Origin of the sequence: Fictibacillus barbaricus, from assembly GCF_031457135.1 — a bacterium.
Classification (GTDB): domain Bacteria; phylum Bacillota; class Bacilli; order Bacillales; family Fictibacillaceae; genus Fictibacillus; species Fictibacillus barbaricus_A.
Genome location: NZ_JAVDWA010000002.1, coordinates 442,320 through 459,556 on the forward strand (window position 1 = coordinate 442,320; position 17,237 = coordinate 459,556).

Annotated in this window: 18 protein-coding genes and 1 riboswitch; of the genes, 3 read left to right on the top strand and 15 right to left on the bottom strand. The window is 37.1% G+C overall.

Annotation, left to right across the window (positions count from 1 at the left end):
* Nucleotides 1-125 precede the first annotated feature (125 nt).
* From J2X07_RS07595 to J2X07_RS07610, 4 genes are all read right to left on the bottom strand, one after another.
* Entirely contained in the window at nucleotides 126-1,043 is a 918-nt protein-coding gene (locus J2X07_RS07595) for a D-alanine--D-alanine ligase family protein (protein ID WP_310257861.1), read from the bottom strand.
* 167 nt (nucleotides 1,044-1,210) lie between these two features.
* Entirely contained in the window at nucleotides 1,211-1,801 is a 591-nt protein-coding gene (locus J2X07_RS07600; protein ID WP_310257862.1) for a genetic competence negative regulator, read from the bottom strand.
* Nucleotides 1,802-1,912: 111 nt separating this feature from the next.
* The gene (locus J2X07_RS07605) at nucleotides 1,913-2,821 is read right to left on the bottom strand and encodes a MerR family transcriptional regulator (protein ID WP_396193788.1); all 909 of its coding nucleotides are present in this window, start codon (nucleotides 2,819-2,821) and stop codon (nucleotides 1,913-1,915) included.
* Between the two features lie 50 nt (nucleotides 2,822-2,871).
* Entirely contained in the window at nucleotides 2,872-3,636 is a 765-nt protein-coding gene (locus J2X07_RS07610) for a metallophosphoesterase (RefSeq protein ID WP_310257864.1), read from the bottom strand.
* Between the two features lie 173 nt (nucleotides 3,637-3,809).
* Between J2X07_RS07610 and J2X07_RS07615 the strand changes: the two genes are divergently transcribed.
* Nucleotides 3,810-4,025, top strand: a complete 216-nt coding sequence (locus J2X07_RS07615; RefSeq protein WP_310257865.1) for a hypothetical protein — start codon at nucleotides 3,810-3,812, stop codon at nucleotides 4,023-4,025.
* A 4-nt stretch (nucleotides 4,026-4,029) separates the two neighbouring features.
* On the opposite strand, the gene J2X07_RS07620 is transcribed toward J2X07_RS07615, so the two are convergent.
* The 5 genes from J2X07_RS07620 to J2X07_RS07640 form a co-directional block, all read right to left on the bottom strand.
* Nucleotides 4,030-4,482, bottom strand: a complete 453-nt coding sequence (locus tag J2X07_RS07620) for a DUF2663 family protein (RefSeq protein WP_310257866.1) — start codon at nucleotides 4,480-4,482, stop codon at nucleotides 4,030-4,032.
* 358 nt (nucleotides 4,483-4,840) lie between these two features.
* A complete protein-coding gene (locus J2X07_RS07625; protein ID WP_310257867.1) occupies nucleotides 4,841-5,152 on the bottom strand; it encodes a hypothetical protein in 312 nt (103 codons plus the stop codon).
* Between the two features lie 7 nt (nucleotides 5,153-5,159).
* On the bottom strand, nucleotides 5,160-5,762 hold the full coding sequence (locus J2X07_RS07630; protein WP_310257868.1) for a CPBP family intramembrane glutamic endopeptidase: 603 nt from the start codon (nucleotides 5,760-5,762) through the stop codon (nucleotides 5,160-5,162).
* Nucleotides 5,759-7,264 (bottom strand): RecQ family ATP-dependent DNA helicase, encoded by a 1,506-nt coding sequence (locus tag J2X07_RS07635; protein ID WP_310257869.1) that lies wholly within the window; start codon nucleotides 7,262-7,264, stop codon nucleotides 5,759-5,761. Before J2X07_RS07635 ends, J2X07_RS07630 begins: the two co-directional genes overlap by 4 nt.
* On the bottom strand, nucleotides 7,254-8,315 hold the full coding sequence (locus J2X07_RS07640) for a helix-turn-helix domain-containing protein (protein ID WP_310257870.1): 1,062 nt from the start codon (nucleotides 8,313-8,315) through the stop codon (nucleotides 7,254-7,256). Before J2X07_RS07640 ends, J2X07_RS07635 begins: the two co-directional genes overlap by 11 nt.
* 232 nt (nucleotides 8,316-8,547) lie before the next feature.
* On the opposite strand from J2X07_RS07640, the gene J2X07_RS07645 reads away from it, so the two are divergent.
* The gene (locus tag J2X07_RS07645) at nucleotides 8,548-8,796 is read left to right on the top strand and encodes a ferredoxin (protein WP_310257871.1); all 249 of its coding nucleotides are present in this window, start codon (nucleotides 8,548-8,550) and stop codon (nucleotides 8,794-8,796) included.
* Between the two features lie 186 nt (nucleotides 8,797-8,982).
* Nucleotides 8,983-10,557 carry a phosphoglycerate dehydrogenase gene (gene serA / locus J2X07_RS07650; protein ID WP_310257872.1) on the top strand — a complete coding sequence of 525 codons (1,575 nt, stop codon included), beginning with the start codon at nucleotides 8,983-8,985 and terminating at the stop codon, nucleotides 10,555-10,557.
* A 597-nt stretch (nucleotides 10,558-11,154) separates the two neighbouring features.
* Here the strand turns inward: serA and J2X07_RS07655 are convergent.
* The 6 genes from J2X07_RS07655 to J2X07_RS07680 form a co-directional block, all read right to left on the bottom strand.
* Nucleotides 11,155-11,823 (bottom strand): Type 1 glutamine amidotransferase-like domain-containing protein, encoded by a 669-nt coding sequence (locus J2X07_RS07655; RefSeq protein ID WP_310257873.1) that lies wholly within the window; start codon nucleotides 11,821-11,823, stop codon nucleotides 11,155-11,157.
* Nucleotides 11,824-12,191: 368 nt separating this feature from the next.
* Nucleotides 12,192-13,004 (bottom strand): histidinol-phosphatase, encoded by an 813-nt coding sequence (locus tag J2X07_RS07660; protein ID WP_310257874.1) that lies wholly within the window; start codon nucleotides 13,002-13,004, stop codon nucleotides 12,192-12,194.
* Between the two features lie 344 nt (nucleotides 13,005-13,348).
* Complete coding sequence (locus J2X07_RS07665; protein WP_310257875.1) at nucleotides 13,349-13,873, bottom strand: ECF transporter S component; 525 nt, start codon at nucleotides 13,871-13,873, stop codon at nucleotides 13,349-13,351.
* Entirely contained in the window at nucleotides 13,866-14,267 is a 402-nt protein-coding gene (locus J2X07_RS07670; RefSeq protein ID WP_310257876.1) for a DUF4430 domain-containing protein, read from the bottom strand. The genes J2X07_RS07665 and J2X07_RS07670 overlap by 8 nt, the downstream gene beginning before the upstream one ends.
* Nucleotides 14,268-14,415: 148 nt before the next feature.
* Nucleotides 14,416-14,599: riboswitch (cobalamin riboswitch) on the bottom strand.
* Nucleotides 14,600-14,703: 104 nt separating this feature from the next.
* Nucleotides 14,704-16,494, bottom strand: a complete 1,791-nt coding sequence (locus J2X07_RS07675) for an ATP-binding protein (RefSeq protein WP_310257877.1) — start codon at nucleotides 16,492-16,494, stop codon at nucleotides 14,704-14,706.
* Nucleotides 16,491-17,207, bottom strand: a complete 717-nt coding sequence (locus J2X07_RS07680; RefSeq protein ID WP_310257878.1) for a response regulator transcription factor — start codon at nucleotides 17,205-17,207, stop codon at nucleotides 16,491-16,493. Before J2X07_RS07680 ends, J2X07_RS07675 begins: the two co-directional genes overlap by 4 nt.
* Between the last annotated feature and the right edge of the window lie 30 nt (nucleotides 17,208-17,237).

Consider the following 17,237-nt stretch of genomic DNA (forward strand, 5'->3'; position numbering starts at 1 on the left):
AAAACGCTTTCTTATATACGGATAGTTAAGAAAATAACTAATATTCTGCCAATAGGCCTAGCCCTTGTGCCATCTGGGATAAATCAAGAAACCCCATGCTAAAATTTAGATGGGGGTTACTCTTTTTATTTTTTTAATGATAGCTCAATCAGTTTTTCTATCATAGATGGATAGTCTAAACCAACTTCTTTGGCTGCATCGGGAAATAGGCTTGTCGGTGTCATCCCTGGCAAAGTATTTACTTCTAAAATAACTGGCTCTGATCCATCATGCGGCACGATAAAATCTACACGTGAATATACTTCACAGCCTAGAACTTCGTGAGCAAGCACTGCGTTTTTTTGCAGTAGAGCTGTTATTTGATCATCAACTCTTGCTGGCACGTAGTGTATACTTCCGCCTTCTGCATATTTTGACTCATAATCATAATAAGCATTCTTTGGAACAATTTCAACAACAGGCAGTGCCTGCATTTCTCCATGTTCTCCCATTACAGCTACAGTTACTTCTTTTCCGCTTACAAACTGTTCCACCAAGATGGTATCATCGTGAAGAAAAGCTTCAGTAATGCCTTTTAGCATCTCATCTTTATTTTGTGCGATCGTTAATCCGATTGTCGATCCTTCACGATTCGGTTTAACAACTACTGGGAAATCAAAAGACAGATCCACTTGATCTTCGGAATATGATTTTCTATATAATACTTTTTCTTTTGCGATAGTGATGCCGGCATCCTTGAAAAATTGTTTAGACTTTGCTTTATCCATCGCGATTCCAGAAGCTAAAGCTCCAGAACCTACATAAGGAATATTCATCATATCCAAAAGTCCTTGAAGACGTCCGTCTTCTCCATATTTACCATGTAGCCCTAAAAATACTACGTCTGCTTTCAGTTCTAATAATTCCTGTAATCGGGAAGGATGAAAATCAATTCCAATCACTTCATGCCCTTTGCTTTCAAGAGCAGCTATTATTTGTTTACCTGTAGATAGTGAAACTTCTCTTTCAGCAGATACTCCGCCGTATAAGACTGCAATTTTCATGTATGGTCACTCCTAGCCCAAATATTATGTATATATTATATTCCCTGAAAAATTTACTGTTCAGCGGATAAAAAATATTACTTATCATATCACGTTTCGTATATAAATTCAGTATTAGGGTGTAAATAAAAAGAGCGCATATAAAATTGCGCCCTTATCAGTGATTATTATTTAAAGTATTGGACCATTTGCTCTACGGCTTTTTCTTTCATGAGCTCTTTACCATATTCAATGACTCGATAACTTGTAATAGTAGATGAACTTCCGAACTCCGCCAATATGGCAATAAATAGATCGAGATCCAATTCATTTATTTCTTCTTCTTCAAACTTTAAGTAAAAATGATTATTATACGAAAATAATCTGCCTCCGCGAATATTCATGGTATGCAGTCGCTTCGAAAGCAATATAACGTCCTCAAATGAAGAAAACTCATAAAATATCTCATCATTTTCATCCAAGGTAACTTGCATTTCTATATAATCTTCATCATATTCATCATCAAGTTCATATTCATTAATGCCTTTCGTCACAATAACGACCATTCCTTGTGCCGGAAGCGAAAAAACTTCAACCGCAATAGGACCGTCAGCTTTAAATCCAACCTCATCATCAGCTTCTGTCATCATGTCTCGAAAAAGCTGATGTACTTTCGGAATGTCCTGCCATATTTCTTCCTTGGAAATACCACGTTCATTCAAATCATCAAAAGTTAGGAAGATTTTTATTTTGTTATAGGTTAACCGTTCTACCCGCATCTATGGTCCCCCTTACGATCGGCTCTATTATGTCTTTGTAACCAATATATGAGTTTGTAAAAAGTTGGTGATAGCTAGACAAGATAATTTCTTTTATCATTATTTCTGCAGCTAGTTCTTAAGCTTGCTTGTTATCCAGTTATCCCATTCTTCTTTAGTACTGCCGATAATAAACTGCTTGAAATTTTCCTGAATACTCAGTGAAATATGACCAAAAGCTGACCCGCCAATACCAAAGGAAGTTTCCTGGTACTTGTCATGAATATTTCTTATCCATTCAAGGGTCTTGAGCGCTGGATCACTTAACGTACAGGATAGGAAAACCAGCTTTGGCTGAACCTTACCGATTACTTTTTCAAAATCTTCTTCTGGAATCCCATATCCTAAATAAATAACTTCGAACCCTCTTCTTCTAAGAAACAACGTAAACATTAGAAGTCCTAGTTCATGCTGTTCATCAATACCACATCCGACAATGACTCTCGGTAAATATGGATCTGAAGGCAACCCATGCATAAGTTGTCCAATTTTCATACGCAAAAATGATGAGGTAAAGTGTTCGTGTGCTACTGTGATTTTTTGGTCTTCCCACAAGTGGCCAACTCTTACTAATAATGTGCCCAAAATATCAATAATGACTTTTTCCAAATTATACATACTAAAGGCTTGACTTAATAAATCACTAGCTTTTCTTTCTTGGAAAGATAACAAAGCTTCTAATATTTGATTGGACATCTCCGCAGCTCGATCTGTATTTTCATCAGAAAAAGGAGATGTATCCTTATAAAGTTCCCCATTTTGTGCAACGTCAACAGCCTGACTAATCGTAAATCCTTGATTCACCTTATTTACAAGCCATTTTAGAATATAGACTTGTTCATCAGTGTAGAGCCGGTGACCCGCTTCATTTCTGTGAGGTTGGACGATAGAATAACGTCTTTCCCAAGCTCTTAACGTTCCAGCTTGTATGCCAAGCATCTTGGAAACGGCTTTAATATTATATTTCCCTTCACAAGGCATCAAACTTCCTCCAATAGATAAGTTAAGAAAAGTATATATGAAAAAACATTCTAGTGTAAACTTTTTGCCTGTTTAAGTGTAATCAGGTTTGTTTCACTCTCAGCCCCAAGACGTAATGGCAAGTGCCTTGTTCCATAGCCGTTGCTGATGAAAAGCTGATATGTTCCCTCTGTATACCAGCCTCCTCTTTTTGCAATCCCAAATGGTCCAAGACGGATTTGACCGCCATGTGTATGACCTGACACCACTAAACCGATACCATCTTTTCCTTTAATTTTTTTTACAATATCAGGATTATGGCTGATCAAAATCTTACAGGAAGAATGACTATCGGATAATGCTTGTTCAAGATTATCTTTTTTCAAAGAAAGATCATCAACTCCTGCGATATCGATTTTCTTTCCGCCTTGCTCGATAGTCACACACGAATTATTAATAATTGCAACTCCACAATTGTTAATTGCAGCAGATAATTCCTTTTTATTTAATTCATAATCATTATTTCCCCATACAAAATACACAGGTGCAATTTTCGTTAATTTCAATAAATTTTCTTTTACCCTTTCGATTGGAACCCCTTTTTCTGCTAAATCGCCTCCAATAATGACGATATTTGCTGTACTTGCCTTCTCAATTATAGAATCATGTATGACCCGCCGATGAACATCTGAAATAAAAAAAAGCTGAAAACCATGAAATGCATCAGGCAAGCTGTTTATTACTGCATGAGCAGAATTGACACGATTTCGATTTGCTTCAATATACATGTAGAGTATGAGAACGATACATAAGATTGTCATTATAAAAAAAAGCATGTAAGCCTCCAGTAAATATTTAAATGATCATACCATAAAACCAATTGTTCTAAGAAGACAAAACCTCGTTAAATTTTTAGAATATTTAAAAAGATTAGTTGAAAAATTTGTAAATTTACCGTATTATAAAAGTATGTTATTTAAAAATATTTAAAAATTGGAGAGGAAACATCATGACATTAACTAAGCTGAAAAACAAATCTCTCGTGACAGATCTTGAGCTATCCTATAGCCTTAGACTCGGTCTTCCTATAGAAGTTTATTGTCCAGATAAACATGAAACGGTTGCGTTTGGAAGGATCGATCAATTCTGTGAATCGACTGTTGTTATTCAAGGTCAGCACTTTAAAAGAGAGTCCAGTCTCTTCTTTGGATGCCCTTGTCAATAATTCATTATTTGTGAAAAATATTTATATTATAATTTTTCTTCATAAACTCAAAAACAATATGCCTCTTTTCCCATTGTTCTTCATCACTCCACCATTCTTCATTTCTGTCTATAAAATCAGTCCGTATCGCTTCATAATCATCATCTGCTTTTTTGTATTTCTTTTTCATCCACATGATTTGAAAACCAGAATAGATCAAGAATGCCGTACAAATCCAAACCATTTCATCTCCAAACAGTAAGGTAAGAGGATTAATATACGAAGAAGCCGTCTTTAATTTAAAATAATATAAATAAATGAACGTTGCGATTACAACAAAAATCATGGAAGAACCCCATTGATTCAAAGCTTTTTTCCATCTTTCTTTTTCTGCTTTTTTTTCCACTAACTGACCAAGAACAATACTAGTAAGTTCATTCACAAAAGGTTTTATTTCCCAGTGATTTATTGGATTCATACGCAAAACCTCCTGTAAAATAACTATGCAGCAAAAAGCTTGTTCATGCTTGGAATAAATACAGGAACTATCATCAAAAAGACCGTCAAGATTAAGCTTGACGGTCTTATATTTTGGCTGTAAACTTTTTTGATTTTGAATGAGGTTAATTTCCGCCCTTGGACTCACTTTCCGCAGGGTGTGCGGTGAGCACAATCATCCTGTAGGACAAGGAAGGTTAGGCAGCGTTACATCGCACGAAGAAAATTGTAGTTCATTTCGAGGAGTCTCGCCCCCCACTCCAATCAACTGTCAAAGAAGACAATAAATAAGATTAAAAGCAACAATCTTTCAGAAAAGAGCGTTTAGATAACAGCCTTTATTGTTCGATTCTCACTTGTTCTGTTCCTTTTTTAATATTGCTATGTACTGGTGAAATTATCTTATCGGACCAATATTGATAAGTGACCATTAAACCAACTAAGGCAATGAAGGCAACCAGCAGGACTTTTGTTAACAAAAAGGATGGTTTAAAAGATTTTTTTTTCTTATTTTTTTGTTCTTCAAGTTCTTCCTTTTTTCGGCCTTTTTTTCTTTGATGTAACTCTCGGCGAGAAGGTAATGATCCTGTCTGGAGAACAGTATGGTTGCCTGCTTTATTTCTAAGTTGTTCTGCTTGATCATTTTCCATTTTTCTCTCACACTCCATCATCGACGTTTGTCATACTTTTTTTAAATTGTCCTGCGATCCAGCATCCAGAAATGAAATCAATTAAAAAATGGGCTAAAAAGGGAATCCATATGGTATGACTTATTTCATAAAGAACACCTAGCCAAAAACTGAGCAAGGTTACCAAAGCAAAAAGGAACGGTTTTTTTATATATCTGACATGAAGAGTCGAAAATATCACACTCGTAAGGACCAATCCCGCCAAATTTTGAATAACTCCCCTGAATAGCCACTCTTCTGCAAATGCGATTAGCGCTGTAAGAACAAAAATATGAGTATAAGAAAGGGGACCAAATATTTTTTCATTAATTCCCCCGTCGTCAAAATAGTGATCCGGCAGCTTTTTTTTAAGCTCTATTGAAATTAAGGGAAAGAGAACCCCTGTCAATATTGCAAAAGCTATATAGGAAATAGGCAACGGAAAATCATTTGACCATGGAAAGGGAACTTTAAAAAAGAAAGCAATACCGATTGCGATTACTAAAAATAGACCTTGAGAGACGTACACATTTAACAGCAACTGTCTGGATGTGAATTCTTCCATCCTGTTTTTGTTTTCTGGCTGGCTCATACTTGCTGAAACACTTCCTGTCTGAATAAACGTTTAAGCTCTTCTTCCCACATCTCATATGATACACTGTTATCTTCGAGTTGCCCAAAGAAGTTTTCGATTTTCGCGTGGCAGCTGCTGCAGCAATCCCCATTCTCTAAACTGCTCTTCTCACCAAAATAATGAAGCAATCCGTCACGTTTACAAGCATTACCACTGATCCAGTGTGACATCTTTTTTAATGATTGCAATTTTTCCATCTTTCGATTTTCAATTTTTTCATAAAGTCCTTTTTTTAATTCTTTACTCTTTTCTACAGCTAACTGACGAAAATATAAAACTCCTAATTTTTGAAGATGATATTCCAAAAACCTCTGGCCTGTTTCTGAGAGTCCGGTCATTAAAATCCTTTCTTTTAATGAATAACCAGCTAAAACCTCTTCTTCTGAAAATACATAGTCTAAGTGATTTAAATCAGGAAGTTCATTTTCAATAAAATGAAACGGTATATCCAAATCTGTCGGGTGATTAAGCATAATGGCTGCTGATGGTTTCATATCACGCCCCGCCCTCCCTATTTCCTGCACATACCCTTCTATCGATGAAGGTGTATGGTAATGGAGGACATACCGAATATCTGGTTTATTAATCCCCATCCCAAATGCGTTCGTACAAACAATCAATTCTAATTGAGCATGAAGAAATTGTTTTTGAACGAGCAGTCTTTCCTCTTGTTCCATACCACCATGATAAAAAGCAACTTTGCTTACTCCATTTTCTTGAAGTATTGAAACAAGATGTTCAGCTGCGTTCCGCGTATTGGTATATACAATTCCAGGACCTTTTAATTTTTTTATAAGGTCTATAGCCTTCTCTTGTTTTTCTTCTAAATCTGAAAAAGTTTCGACAAACAGTGTTATATTTGGCCTGTTCACACTGTGTATATGAACTTTAGCTTGCTTCATACCCAAATGCTGCTGAATGTCCTGCTGTACTTTTTTTGTGGCAGTTGCAGTCAGCGCTAAACAAACCGGATTCCCCATCTCTTCTTTCATTTTCATTAGTTCTAAATAATGAGGACGGAAATCATGGCCCCATTGAGAAATACAATGTGCTTCATCTACAACAAATAAGGACCATTTAATAGAGAGCAATGCATCTCTGACATATGGACTTTGCATGATTTCTGGACTGACAAATATAAATTGGTAGTTTTCTATACGATTTAAGACGAATTGTTTATCCGAAGAATCGAGAAAACTGTTTAATGCGATCGTCTTCTTTAAACCTGCCTGTTTAAACTGTTCGACTTGATCTTCCATCAATGAAACTAGAGGAGAAACAATTAACGCTCTGCCTTTAAGTAAAATGGCAGCCAACTGATAAATGAGTGTTTTACCCGTTCCTGTCGGGAGCATACCTAATACATCATGACCATTCAACAAATCAGTAAGGATTTCTTTTTGTCCTGATCTGAACGTGTCAAACTTATAATAATGTTTAAGTGCTTCTTCAAGATCCATTATTGCCACCTTCTTTAGCAAGAACAAGTCTTATTTGCAAATAAGTTAAGTGAGGAAATGCTTCTTTGATAGGTCGCAATTTATTTTCATTGTTCGTTTCAAAATAAGTTAGCACCTTTTTCATCTCCTCTTGGCTTATGAACGGTTGAATTGAGAAATTTGGAATGGTACGAGCAATTTCCACAAGATGATCTTCTAAAGTACTCATCTTTAACTTTCTGATTCTCATAATTTCAGAAACTGATTTTTTCTCTTTCAGCAATTCATAAGTATGTGAAGCTGATTTTGTTAATGGCGGAGCCGCTATATACCTAGTAATAAGAGAAAATAAAACGGGAAAAGATTCTGGCTGCTGGCTAGTTCTGCTTAATAGCTCGTGCAGAACCGACCGGAACCTCAGCATACATTCCAATTTAGTGAGACCTAAATCTTCTGCCAATTGCTCATATGTAAGACCAATGCGTTTATAGCCTGATAATTTCCTAACAAAAATTTCTGCAGAAATCGTATCAGCTTCAGATAACACACAAAACAATTCAGAAAAGAGTTTTTCTGCAGCAGCTGTTCGATTCTCGTCTGTTTTTGGAAAAACTTCCTTTACTCGCTTTACCGCACTTCTTTCTCTTATAACAGGAGAATATTTTGTAAAAAGATAAATAGAATTAGATAATGCCTGGCAATATAAAGAAATGACTTGCCAACAAGCCAAATCTATCGAAGAATACTTTAACCCGTTCAGCTTTTCCAAAAAGGAAAAACGTTCTTTTTCAGCTTCCAATGCAGAAATCCCATGTTCTGTAACAAAAAACTTTTCCTCTTCATCTCTTTTTTCAATCCAATTTAAGCCAAGTAAATTTTGAAGATGCTCTTGAAATTGTTCAAGTGATATTCCTTTTAAAGAAGAATAATAGGATTCAATTCCAAACCATTGGCTATCCGATAGTGATTGGGATGTTTTTTTACCAGAAAGTATATAATAAACACCTGACCATTTTCGGCTTCCATTAATTACACGTAATACTTCCAGAATAATGGTATTGCAAATATTCATTTTGATCACCACACTAACATCTATTTTATCAGATTACACAAATTAAAGAGTATGTGTTTCATTCTATGGGTTTATTTCAAGGGAGGTTGGGAAATAGAGAAGATGAGGATTCTAATTTTCTATTGAAATGTGTACTGATACTTATTACAATATGATTAGTACACACTTATTTAAAAATGGGTAAATATGTATTATCGGATTCGTTTTCCAATTCCATAGGAGGTAATTTTTTATGCCAAAGTACACGATTGTTGACAAAGAAACTTGCATTGCATGCGGAGCTTGCGGAGCAGCTGCACCCGACATTTACGATTATGATGATGAGGGTATTGCATTTGTAACTCTAGATGATAACCAAGGAATTGTGGAAATTCCAGATGTGCTTTTAGAAGATATGCAAGATGCTTTTGAAGGTTGTCCTACTGATTCTATCAAAGTTTCAGATGACCCTTTCGATGGTGATGCACTTAAATTTGAATAGTATTTAAGTTAAAGCCCTCTTTTTGTGGGCTTTTTATTTATTTTATTAAGGATGATTTTTCTTGTCAATTCGTTTTCTTCTTATTTGTAACCGCTATCTTAAAAAAACATGGTTGTACCCGCTCCGAGAATGTGTTAAATTATCAAAATATTAATAATACTCATAAAGAATATAAGGGGTGGAAGTGTGACAACGACTGTTTTAGTATGCGATGGAATAACAAAAGATGGCATTGAACCTTTAGTGAACTTAGAAGAAGTCAATTTGATTTTTGGTAAGCTCGAAGAAATTCAAGAACTAGAGACAATCAACGGACTCATGGTTAGAAGTGCAACAAAAGTAACCGAAGCTGTATTAGAAAAATTGCCTGGTCTAAAAATTATCGCCCGAGCTGGCGTCGGTGTTGATAACATCGATGTAGCAGCAGCTACTAAAAAAGGAATACTTGTTGTGAACGCTCCAGAAGGAAACACCATTTCAACTGCTGAACATACGTGGGCCATGATGATGTCTTTGCTGCGAAATATTCCGCAAGCCAACCAATCGTTAAAGACTGGTGAATGGAATCGTAAAAAATATACCGGCCAAGAGCTTTACCAAAAAACACTTGGCATTGTAGGAATGGGAAGGATTGGTTCAGAATTAGCAAAACGAGCAAAAAGCTTCTCCATGAATGTTCTTGTATTTGACCCTTACTTTCCACTCGAAAAACAAAAAGAACTCTCTGTAACTTCTGTTGATCTCGATACGCTCATTCAACAAAGTGACATCATTACCGTTCACACTCCATTAACAAAAGATACCCGCAAACTTTTAAATGCTGATAATCTTAAACATGCTAAAAGAGGAGCATTTATCCTTAACTGTGCCCGTGGAGGCATTATTGATGAAGAAGCCCTTCTTCACTTTTTAGATAATGGCCACCTGGCAGGCTGTGCTCTTGATGTATTTGAACAAGAACCGCCAGTCAACCGTTCATTGATAGAGCATGAAAACGTTGTCGTTACCCCTCATATTGCTGCATCTACCGTTCAGGCACAGAAAAATGTTGCTTTTATGGCCAGCGATGAAATTAAATCATTTATTCTCAACAAACCTTTGAAACATGCTGTTAACTTCCCTTCATTATCAAAAGATACGTATGAAAAACTAATTGCGTATTACGATTTCTCAAATGACCTTGGTTCTTTTACAACCCAATTTTTTAAAGAACCTGTACAGGAAATTTCAATCGGTTATGGCGGCTCTTTATCTGAAATTGATACTACTCCATTAACACGCAGCTTTCTTTGCGGATTTTTAAGAACGAGACTCGGCAGACCTGTTAATGATGTAAACAGTATGATTGCTGCAAATGAACGAGGAATTGTCGTAGGAGAAAAACACGGCACGGATGACTTTGGCTATCCAAACATCATACATGTTAAGGTGACCGGCCAAAACCACACATTTACCCTTTCTGCTACTTTAGTAAAAGGGTTTGGTGGACGAATCATTCGACTTAATGGTTATACGGTTGATTTTGTGCCTCAAGGATCACTTTTATATATTGAACATCAAGATACACCAGGGATTATTGGTAAAGTAGGGGCATTTTTAGGAGAACGAAATATTAACATCGCCACCATGCACGTAGGAAGGAAATCTGCTGGCGGAGAAGCTATGATGGTCCTGACGTTCGATAGTCAGCCATCAGAAAATATTCAAAAGGAACTATCAAATATCGAGGATCTCATTGTCTGCAAACCGATTGAACTTTAAATCAATGAAATAAAAGCAATGAACCTTTGTCAAACAGCCTTTTGAAAAAACCTTTCAGAAAGGCTGTTTTTTTATTCATTGTTGCCATGAAAGTCGTTGATATCCGTTCCAGGTTGCTCGCTTTCCGCGGGGCAGGCGGTGAGCCACGTTAGTACATTTCACGTATTAGTATCTCACCTGTCTACCAGCAGCGGTTAGCCCCTCGAGGTCAAAAGTTTAATGGTACCGAAGTCAAAAAGCGCCTTCTTAGCCCATTTCCCTTTTGCTTGTCGGGGCTGACCAAACCGCTTCCGCTTTTCGGACTGCCAACCTGTCCGGCAGGAGTCTCGCACCTTCTACTCCAATCAACTGTCAAAAAAGACAATAAAATAAGAGTTAAAAGCAACAATCTTTTAGAAAACATCCTATAGAAAAAACACAATTCAAATTGCCAATAAAAATCCTAAAACCCCTCTATGATTTCTTGAGTTATATTTCAAATTCCCCCCCACTCTCATACTGCTTAAGTGAAACCTTTCACAATACATGGACATGACCAATCTCTAAATTGCATCACAATGAATCTTACCTAGTTTTTGATTTAGCTGAAAAGTAATATCAAGGCGAAAACAGCTTCCAATGTCCTTCAGAGATCACTTCGACCTCCCCATCGATCACTTTAATGGCAGTTTCATCGTCAATCGCATACGCTGGTCCCTGCATCCCCGCCGCCCATTTCTCTGCAGTAGCCATCGTGTTATCAGGCAGCATCTCGTGATCAAGGTGTGGAAACATGGCAAAATCAACAAGCCCAAGTGTTTGATCCTCACCGCTCGGTGGAGTCCAGCCAACGAAGATCTCTCCAATTTCAGGTGCCATCACCATGCTCCCCGCGCTCATTCCCACATAGACTGCACTCAGAGACGTTAAGAGCTCTGCCAGCCCCGATTCTCGCATCCAGTGGTTTAGGTAGAGGGCGTCGCCGCCGGATACCAACAGGACGTCTATCTCCCGGACCAAAGGTATCCAGCGATCTTTGTCAATGCTTGGCAACGCAGTGAGCTCCAGCACGCCAACTGACTTCCAGCCTAGATTAACCATGGGATTCTCTTCTTTCCCGCTGATGAATTCCCAGGTTTTCACGCCTGGTCCGACCCAAGGATGTCCGTACATCGCGGTGGGGATGCACAGGGCGTTGGATTCGGCGATGGGCTTGTCCAGCATGTCTACCAGCGCATTGTGTATACTTTTGTTAGTAATGCCTCCCGATGTGAGCAGAAATTTCATAACTTCACTCCTCGTCTTAGTGTGGTATTGACAAAACTTCTAGCTAAATCACCCTTATTTTAGTTCAGAGATCGGCTTCTTTATAGAAGTTCATTTTCTTTAACCTTATAAGTTAGTTCAATAAATTCCATAAAAAAGGTGTTAATCCTTCTTGGATCAACACACCCTTTTGCTGAATCATGTTTACTCTTTCATCTTTGATATTTTATTACTCTTACTATTAAAAAACCGCAACGAATTACGCTGCGATTTAAAGTACTAATTACTCTGGAATTTGGCAAGTTTTTTCTCTCAAAAAAGAACCGTTACTCTCACATGAGCCGGTTCTCTTTTGTTTTTAAGTTTATATAGACAACCGCCATCTGGCATTATCCTAATTCAACCTCTTTACGTTTACCGTCCTTAAATGTCATGAGTGATTTGTACCCGGTCTCTTTTGCCAATTGAATAGAAGCTTCATAGTTTTCTCCAACTTGTTGAGGCTCATGGGCATCTGATGAAAGAACGATTGGTATCCCTTTTTGGAAGCACATAGATAATAGCTCTGGCTCAGGATACAATCTTCCAACAGGTTTTCGCATGCCTGCAGAAGAAACTTCAACACAAGTTTTTGAGTTTTTAAGAGCGTTTGTTACCCGCTCGTATTGTTCTTGCATAAACTCTTTGTCTTTTGGTACATAATTAAAAATTTTCACTAGATCAATATGCCCAACAATATCAAATAAATTGGATTCAGCGAGCGTAATGATCTGGTCATAATAAGCTCTGTAGGTCTCATAAAGATCCCTGCGGTCCCATTCTTTTCTGTATTCAGCTAAATCAATTCCAAAGTTGTCAACCCAATGTACGGATCCAATGACATAATCGAAAGGATAGCTGCTAATAAAAGATTCCATTTCATTATGCCGTCCGGGTGTATAATCCATCTCAATGGACATTCTAACATCCATTCCCAGGTCATTTGCTTTGTAAAACAGTTTTACATAATCATCCATCGTATAAAAACGTCTTTCTTCCATCCAAGGCTTAGATACGATGTTTTTTGTTTCATAGAAATGATAAGCATGTTCAGAAATCCCAAACTCTTTAATTCCTTTTTGTTTGGCTGTCTCTACAAACTGTTTTAAGTAATCGATTGATAAGGTACCTTTTTCCAGATGAGCATGATAATCTGTTAGCATATTGGTCTCCTTTTTTTAAAAAAACGTTTAACCATATGTAACATGAAAATAGCTATTCATCAAGTCTTTTATGCACCAAGTTTCCCACCTAAAAATAATACACTTATACAAAGCGTTAAAAATAGTACAGCAAAGATACGATTTAAGTAATCTCTCATTTTGTCCTCCTATGTTTTAAGCATCAACTTTACTATCCTATTCATAAAAGAAGAGAATTGAACTTTTTTTGTATGTTTTTTTCTAAAAACTTTCTGCTTTTGAAGTGGATGATTTCCGTTCCAGGTTTCTCGCTTTCCGCGGGGCATAAATTCGCCGTTTATTAATCCACACAAAAAAGCTGTTTTTTAAGCAGCCCTTTTGTGTTCTCCAGTATTCAAATGACGTTCCATCACATACATAAGAGGTTTGTATAATACAATAAAGAAAATGATGTTTCCGACCGCATGATTGATGTCAAAAGGCAGACCTGATAAATAATATGGCCAAAACTTTTGAATAACGATCCCTCCAAGGATTAGTGAAATAATAAATCCAAACAAAAAACCGCATAGGCCTGAGTAAAGACTTAAAATCCACCAAGGAGTCTGATGTCTATATTTACCTAAATATCCGCTCATAACAGCGATAAGACCCCATGCAACCATTTGACCAATGGACCATAAACCTTGACCTAAATATAGATTTGTCGTTAAGGTACTTAAGATTGCAAGGATAAGTCCTTGCACAGGTCCTAATACGAATGAAGCAATAATCAGTATGGACGTATTTGGCTGTACATTTGGAATGATCGCGAATGAAATTCTCCCTATAGTAAGTAATGCTGTTAAAAGTGCCAAGAGGGTCATTCGTCTGAGCGTTAATTTATTCATATTTATGTAAGTCGAACCCGATAACATCCCCTGGCTTCACTTTTATATCCTTTGCGCCCTTCGTAGCATCTTTACCGTTAACAGAAAGGAACCACGATGTTTTGTCTTGTTCGTTTCCTTTTACTCCATCAATTCCATTAATAAATGCATCATTATAGATCAAATCGAGTTTAAAATTACTTTTCATAACATCCATTACGGTGTCATTTTCTTTAATGGCTACTTTCTTTTCCGTTACTTTTTCCTTGCCGTTATCTTTCGTGATGTTCACTGTAACTTGCTGTTTTTTTGTTTCTTCTGTCTTAGGCTGTTCTGAAGATTTTTTCGTTTCAGCTGTACCGCATCCTGCGAGCATCATCATTAATACTGCCAATACTACTACTAGTTTTTTCATGTTTTAACTCTCTCCTATTTTTATCAATTTTTAATCGTTAACCAAAAAAAGCCCCTTCGGCTACGAAGGGGCTCGGAAATTTGGTATACAGGCAAAAAACAGGTGCCGTTCATCAGCACTGTCTTAACACCCCCCTATCCTCGTAGGTCATGTTCATGAATAACAGGCAGGTCTCCTGGCTCTTGTTCATCGTCCCCTAACGCCTTCCCGTGTTGACAGTGGCATTTTATTAGGGTTCTCACAATTACAGTGGCGGGACCGCAACGGATTTTAACCGTTTTCCCAATTATGCTTGTCTGCGGACAGACAGCACCTGTTTTACATTATTATGAAATTAGATTTCTCATTAATTATAGCTTAATGAAGAAGTTTGTGAAATCTTTTTATTAAGTAATTGTTCCTTATGAAACAAGATTAATCGGGAAAGTTTGATCTTTTATTTCAACATTCGAGGTATAACAAATGAAAATGTCGTTCCTTCATTCATTTTACTGTGAACGTTAATTTGGCCGCCATGTGCCTCTACTATGTTTCTTGCTATTGCTAAGCCAAGACCTGTCCCTCCAGATTTCCCTCTTGTTCTAGCTTTATCACCCTTATAAAAGCGTTCAAAAACAAATGGCAAATCTTCCTCTTTTATTCCTGTACCATTATCCTTCACATTAAAAGAGACTGTTTGCTCACTGATTTTTATTGTTAAACTAACGAAACCTTCGTTCAATGTATGACGGATAGCATTATCAATTAAATTCGTCAGAACTTGCTCAATTCGGTCTGGGTCAATATTAAGTTCTTCAGGTTCCCCTTCCATATGCAAACTTAATTGAATATCCCGCTCTTTGGCTGGTCCTTGAAATTTCCTTACAATTCGTTCAACAAATGGCTTCAAAGAAACATTGGTATAATGAAGCTTCATATGACCCGCTTCAAGTTTTGCCAGATCGAGCAGTTCATTTACAAGTCTACCCATCCTTTTGGACTCATCCAATATGATACTCGCTAATTCTTTTTTCTCTTCTTCTGATTCTGCGATATTATCAACGATTGCCTCACTATAACCTTGCAGCATACTCAGCGGGGTTTTCAATTCATGTGATACATTCGCAACAAAATCTTCTCTCAGCTTATCCATTCTTCGCTCTTCTGTCATATCTCTTAATACGGCAACTGCACCGCGAATAACAGAGTTATCATATAGCGGAGTCATAACGACCACCCACGAACGTCCTTGAATATCAATTTCAGTCAGCTGCTCTTTTTCAAGTGAAACCACTTTTTGAAACAAATGAATAACAGCTTCCGGGAGCATGTTTTCCTTTTTCTGCGTCTTCATACCTGATTCATAATAAAAGGCTTGCAAAAAACGGTCAGCTGGAGGATTTGTGACTAAAATATTCATTCTTCTATCAAATGTAATTACACCATCAGCCATCGAACTTAGAACGCTCGCAAGCTGTTCTTTTTCTTGATTTAGGGCAGTAATGTTATTTTTCAGCTGTCTGCCCATCCGATTGAACGTCATTCCTAATTCTCCAATCTCATCATGTGTTAAGATTGGAACTTTCATATCAAATTCACCTTTTGCAACAAACATTGCTGCTTCTCTCATCTTCCTCAGTGGGGCAGTAATTCTCGTGGATAAGAAAAAGGCAAAAATTGTAGTTAATATAATGGCAATTCCAGCAGCTAAAAAGATCAAGTACTTCGTATGATTTGTTGTTTCTTCGATGTTTTCAATCGATTGATATACATACACACCGCCAGAATTCCCATTCACGCTGTATGGTTCTCCATAGACGATCATGGTATGCGAGGATTTTTCACCATTCTTTAAAACCGGAAATTCACTCTTCGTATAAATTTTTTCCTTTGACTCTGTTACGGATGACAGTTTCTTGTTTTGATTAAAAACCGAAACAGGAATGTACGGTGCATTATCTAAAGAATCCGATGAAATAAATGAGTGGTGATTTTCATCAATGATCATAACAGACATTGAATAAGCCTCAGCCATTTCATTTGTAATTCGAATCGCTTCTTCTTTGTTGTTATCATGCTCCATAATAAGAACAAGCCTGTCAGCCATTTTCGTTAGCTGCTCTTTTGCTTGGCTGTCATAAAAGTTTTCAAAGAATTGAGTTAGCAATATTGTTAGTAACGTCAGTACAACAGAAACTAACAGCAATATTGTGACCCAGAGTTTACCTACAACACTTCTCCAGATCATTCATTTCCCGCCTCAAATTTATATCCTACTCCCCAAACGGTCGCAATCATTGAAGCTGCTTCAGTTGAAACTTTATTTAACTTTTCTCGAAGTCTTTTTACATGTGTGTCAACCGTGCGCAAATCACCAAAGAATTCATAGTTCCATACGTCTTTTAATAGCTGTTCACGCGCATACACTTTATCTGGAGTTTTAGCAAGATAATAAAGCAACTCATATTCTTTAGGCGTCAAGTTCACTTCTTTTCCGCCGGCTGTTACTCGATGTGCATCATGATCAATCGTTAGGTGATTAAATACAATCACGTTTTTTGCAACCGTCTCTGTTTTAAGAAACTTTGTCGGCGAAGATCTTCTTAAAAGAGCTTTAACACGCAATAATACCTCACGAGGGCTGAATGGTTTCGTTATATAGTCATCTGTTCCGGCTTCAAAGCCTTGAATCCGGTTTAATTCTTCACCCTTTGCTGTAAGCATGATAACAGGTGTCGCTTTTTTTTCCCGTAATTTTTCACATACTTCTATTCCATCCATTCCGGGAAGCATGAGATCCAACAATATGAGATCAAAATTTATGGATACAGCCATCTGCAAAGCATCTTCACCATTTTCAGCTTCATATACTTCATAATTTTCTCTTTCCAGGTACATGGTTAACAGTTTACGAATGCGTTCTTCATCATCTACAACAAGAATTTTTGCTTCAGTATTCATTCTTTAATCCTCCATTATCATTCAAAATAA

Bases quoted from the DNA above. Each gene is read 5' to 3' on its own strand.
- J2X07_RS07675 (WP_310257877.1), bottom strand. From the start codon at position 16,494: ATGATCTGGAGAAGTGTTGTAGGTAAACTCTGGGTCACAATATTGCTG.
- J2X07_RS07625 (WP_310257867.1), bottom strand. From the start codon at position 5,152: ATGGAAAATGATCAAGCAGAACAACTTAGAAATAAAGCAGGCAACCAT.
- J2X07_RS07610 (WP_310257864.1), bottom strand. From the start codon at position 3,636: ATGCTTTTTTTTATAATGACAATCTTATGTATCGTTCTCATACTCTAC.
- J2X07_RS07605 (WP_396193788.1), bottom strand. From the start codon at position 2,821: ATGCCTTGTGAAGGGAAATATAATATTAAAGCCGTTTCCAAGATGCTT.
- J2X07_RS07660 (WP_310257874.1), bottom strand. From the start codon at position 13,004: ATGCTAACAGATTATCATGCTCATCTGGAAAAAGGTACCTTATCAATC.
- J2X07_RS07640 (WP_310257870.1), bottom strand. From the start codon at position 8,315: ATGAATATTTGCAATACCATTATTCTGGAAGTATTACGTGTAATTAAT.
- J2X07_RS07595 (WP_310257861.1), bottom strand. From the start codon at position 1,043: ATGAAAATTGCAGTCTTATACGGCGGAGTATCTGCTGAAAGAGAAGTT.
- J2X07_RS07645 (WP_310257871.1), top strand. From the start codon at position 8,548: ATGCCAAAGTACACGATTGTTGACAAAGAAACTTGCATTGCATGCGGA.
- J2X07_RS07655 (WP_310257873.1), bottom strand. From the start codon at position 11,823: ATGAAATTTCTGCTCACATCGGGAGGCATTACTAACAAAAGTATACAC.
- J2X07_RS07615 (WP_310257865.1), top strand. From the start codon at position 3,810: ATGACATTAACTAAGCTGAAAAACAAATCTCTCGTGACAGATCTTGAG.
- J2X07_RS07665 (WP_310257875.1), bottom strand. From the start codon at position 13,873: ATGAATAAATTAACGCTCAGACGAATGACCCTCTTGGCACTTTTAACA.
- J2X07_RS07620 (WP_310257866.1), bottom strand. From the start codon at position 4,482: ATGAATCCAATAAATCACTGGGAAATAAAACCTTTTGTGAATGAACTT.
- J2X07_RS07635 (WP_310257869.1), bottom strand. From the start codon at position 7,264: ATGGATCTTGAAGAAGCACTTAAACATTATTATAAGTTTGACACGTTC.
- J2X07_RS07680 (WP_310257878.1), bottom strand. From the start codon at position 17,207: ATGAATACTGAAGCAAAAATTCTTGTTGTAGATGATGAAGAACGCATT.
- J2X07_RS07630 (WP_310257868.1), bottom strand. From the start codon at position 5,762: ATGAGCCAGCCAGAAAACAAAAACAGGATGGAAGAATTCACATCCAGA.
- J2X07_RS07670 (WP_310257876.1), bottom strand. From the start codon at position 14,267: ATGAAAAAACTAGTAGTAGTATTGGCAGTATTAATGATGATGCTCGCA.
- J2X07_RS07600 (WP_310257862.1), bottom strand. From the start codon at position 1,801: ATGCGGGTAGAACGGTTAACCTATAACAAAATAAAAATCTTCCTAACT.